At 60.5% G+C, this 2,984-nt stretch carries 4 protein-coding genes; 2 read left to right on the forward strand and 2 right to left on the reverse strand.

The features are described from left to right. A partial coding sequence (locus tag EN984_RS28705; RefSeq protein WP_164765712.1) for a LysR family transcriptional regulator occupies positions 1–698 on the reverse strand: 698 nt, incomplete at its 3' end. Positions 699–832: 134 nt separating this feature from the next. Between EN984_RS28705 and EN984_RS28710 the strand changes: the two genes are divergently transcribed. Then, positions 833–1,549: an SDR family NAD(P)-dependent oxidoreductase gene (locus tag EN984_RS28710; RefSeq protein ID WP_127268848.1), complete on the forward strand. Its 717-nt coding sequence runs from the start codon at positions 833–835 to the stop codon at positions 1,547–1,549. Positions 1,550–1,678: 129 nt separating this feature from the next. Here EN984_RS28710 and EN984_RS28715 read toward each other — a convergent pair whose 3' ends face one another. Further along, positions 1,679–2,440: a GNAT family N-acetyltransferase gene (locus tag EN984_RS28715; RefSeq protein ID WP_127268847.1), complete on the reverse strand. Its 762-nt coding sequence runs from the start codon at positions 2,438–2,440 to the stop codon at positions 1,679–1,681. Between the two features lie 195 nt (positions 2,441–2,635). On the opposite strand from EN984_RS28715, the gene EN984_RS28720 reads away from it, so the two are divergent. After that, positions 2,636–2,984 (forward strand): RNA methyltransferase (locus EN984_RS28720; protein WP_164765713.1); only part of this gene is annotated, 349 nt, incomplete at its 3' end.

A 2,984-nucleotide genomic window follows, 5' to 3' on the forward strand; every position in this document is an offset into this window, starting at 1 on the left:
GCATCCGGATATCCAGGCACGACGACCCTTATCGCCCGTTTAAGCCCCAGCTTCTCCAGGGCGGCATCGACGGGCTCGATTCTCTCCCCATCCTTGGACGCCAAGACATGGTCGCAGGCGGCATATCTTTCTGCGGTCACCGCCGCGCGCTCGAGAAGAGGATGTCCAATTCGGGCCACGCCGACAAGCTTGTCATGGAACAGGAACTGGGTGCGTATCTCCGGCGCGGACGTTCCAAGCAGGCCGATCTCCAGATCAATGAGCCCCTCCCTTAGCGGCCGCGCGTCTTTGTCAGGTTTGGGGACAAAGCGAAGGCAGATCCGTGGGGCTGCCCGAGTGACCGCGGCCACGACGGGGCCAGACAGAAATTCCAGAAATGCCTCGCTCACTCGGACGGTAAATGTCAGTTCGAGCGACGCGACGTCCATATGCGTGATCTGCGGCCGGAGCACTGCTTGCACGTCCCGCGCAAGCTCATGGACGCGCTCGCGCAGTTCGGCAGCGCGCGGTGTCGGCACCAGGCCTCGCCCGGCGCGAACGAGCAGCGGGTCGCCTGTTGCTGCCCGAAGTCGCGTGAGCGTCCGGCTCATGGCCGATGCGCTCAAGCCGAGGCGACGGGCTGCCCCTGTCACGCTGCCCTCGGCGAGCAGCACATCCAGTGCGACGAGAAGGTTCAGGTCCACATCAACATTGGTCATGACCTGAGCCTATCCCAGCCGCGTCGCCAGACATAGCGTTTGATGCAACCATACTTTGACTTTGATGCGTCTGGCGCCCTGCGCACGGCCGCTTATATCGGCTGTCGGACCAACATCGAAAGCTACCAACTCTCATGCCCAAACACATTCCGAGCGACCCAGCTCGCACAATCCTCCTCATTGGCGCATCGCGGGGCCTCGGCCATGCCATGGCGGCCGAGTTCCTAAAAAAGGGATGGAATGTCGTCGGCACAGTTCGCGGCGGCGGAACCCGGACCTTGCTGCACGATCTGGCAGACGAGCATGCTGGCCGGGTCGAGATAGAGACCCTGGACATCTGCGAGCCCGACCAGGTTGCGGGCCTGCGCCAACGCCTGACCGGCAAGATGTTCGACATGCTGTTCGTTAACGCCGGAACGACGAACAACGAGACGGATACGGTCGGGCAGGTGACGACCGACGAATTCATCCGGGTCATGCTCACGAACGCGCTGAGCCCGCTGCGCGTGATCGAGAGCCTCGATGACTTTGTCGAGGCGTCCGGGTTGATTGGCGTGATGTCGTCTGGACAGGGCAGCGTCTGCAACAACACGACCGGCATGCGCGAGGTCTACCGCGGCAGCAAGGCCGCCTTGAACCAGTATATGCGCTGCTACGCAGCCCGGCACGCGGGCGAGGCCCGTTCGATGGTCCTGATGGCGCCGGGCTGGGTTCGCACGGAGTTGGGCGGCCCGGGCGCACGGCTCACCATCCAAGAGAGCATTCCCAGCCTTGTGAACGTGCTCCTCGCAAAACGGGGAAACCCCGGCCTGGAATATCTTGACTATCTCGGCCGCACCGTTCCCTGGTGAAATCGCGGGCTGTGATGAAGTTCATCGGCATCGAAGATGTTAAGCTAGGCCAGCTGTTGTAAAAGGAGAGGGCTCTGACCACCGATCAAGCTGAAATCCACTATAAATCAGCATGATGCGAATAAACCCTCATACGGTCTTCCGGCTCCTTGACGCAAATATCAGCAGCGTTCCGATCCGCTCGTAGCCCATCCGGGGATAAAGCAGCGCCCCGGCGTGGGTTGCAGCCAGCGCCGAGTACCTCGACCCACGCGCCCGATCGTCGTGCAACATTCTCGACATCAAAGCCTGGCCAATGCCGCGACGCCGGTGCGACGGCTCGACATACATGCTCGAACACCATGTGGCTCCCAGGGCATCAAGGCTGCGTACGCGCCCAACGATATCGGCGCCATCGACTGCCACATACTGACGGAATGGCGCGCTGTCGCCGAGCAAATCGTCTGGGATCGGCTGCCTGCGGATGATCTTTCCCAACTGCGCCGCCCGTTCGGCTGTCTGCACGCGTTCGATCGAAGCAACCGCCGGCGGGCTGGGAATGCGGCGCAATCGGTGGACGAAAAAGCCTTCGGTCCGAAGCAGCCGGTAGCCGAGAGCTTTGTAGGCAGTTCGTGTCGGCCCGTCCGGATCCTCGTGCGCGATCATAACGGAAATGGCAAAGCCCGGCCGTGCATGCTGCCGCACGATGGCATCGGCCTGTTGAGCGGCGACGTCATGGACGACCCATTCTTCGCCGCGGTAGTCGCGAGGATTCTTGCGCTCGGCGTCGCGCATCAGCCACAACGGCCCAACACGGCGGGCCACGTAAGGAAAGGTGCGGCTTCTGTCGGCACTGAAGCCATGCACGAACACTTCGATCGCCGCTTCGATCCCGCTGTTTGCCATCTTCATTTCGACAGCCTAGGGTTGGCTATCCGCTCAAGGCAATACGCCACGAGCGCTCAAGCCTATGAGAATCAGCGGCAATTTACAGTTCCTGGCCCATGCGTCAGTTCCATAATCTATCTTATGCGACTTCCTGATGTGGCGGCGATAGAGTCGCCACGGGCCTTGGATTCAGATGCGCCTCTGGTAAGAACCTCTCTCATGGAAACCCTTGAGGCTCAGAAACCCAGAGTATCGGTTCGCAAGCGTGCGGCTGCGGTCAAATCGTTTCGCTGCAAGAACTTGGTAGCCGTTGTCGAAGATCCGAATGATATCAGGAACATCGGAACGGTAATTCGAAACGCAAATGCCCTCGGCGTTGAAAGAGTCTATATCGTCGATCCACGCAAAGCACTTCCTGATGACTGGCAGCAAATGCGCCAACGGAAATCGCTTTCGGAAACGTCTGTATCAGCCGTCAAATGGACGTTTGTGAAACGATTCGACAGCACTGACGCCTGCCTCAGCCATCTGGAAAAACATGGCTTTGTGTCCGTCGTCACGTCGCCGC

Origin of the sequence: Mesorhizobium sp. M7A.F.Ca.CA.004.12.1.1 (assembly GCF_003997835.1) — a bacterium.
Taxonomy (GTDB): Bacteria; Pseudomonadota; Alphaproteobacteria; order Rhizobiales; family Rhizobiaceae; genus Mesorhizobium.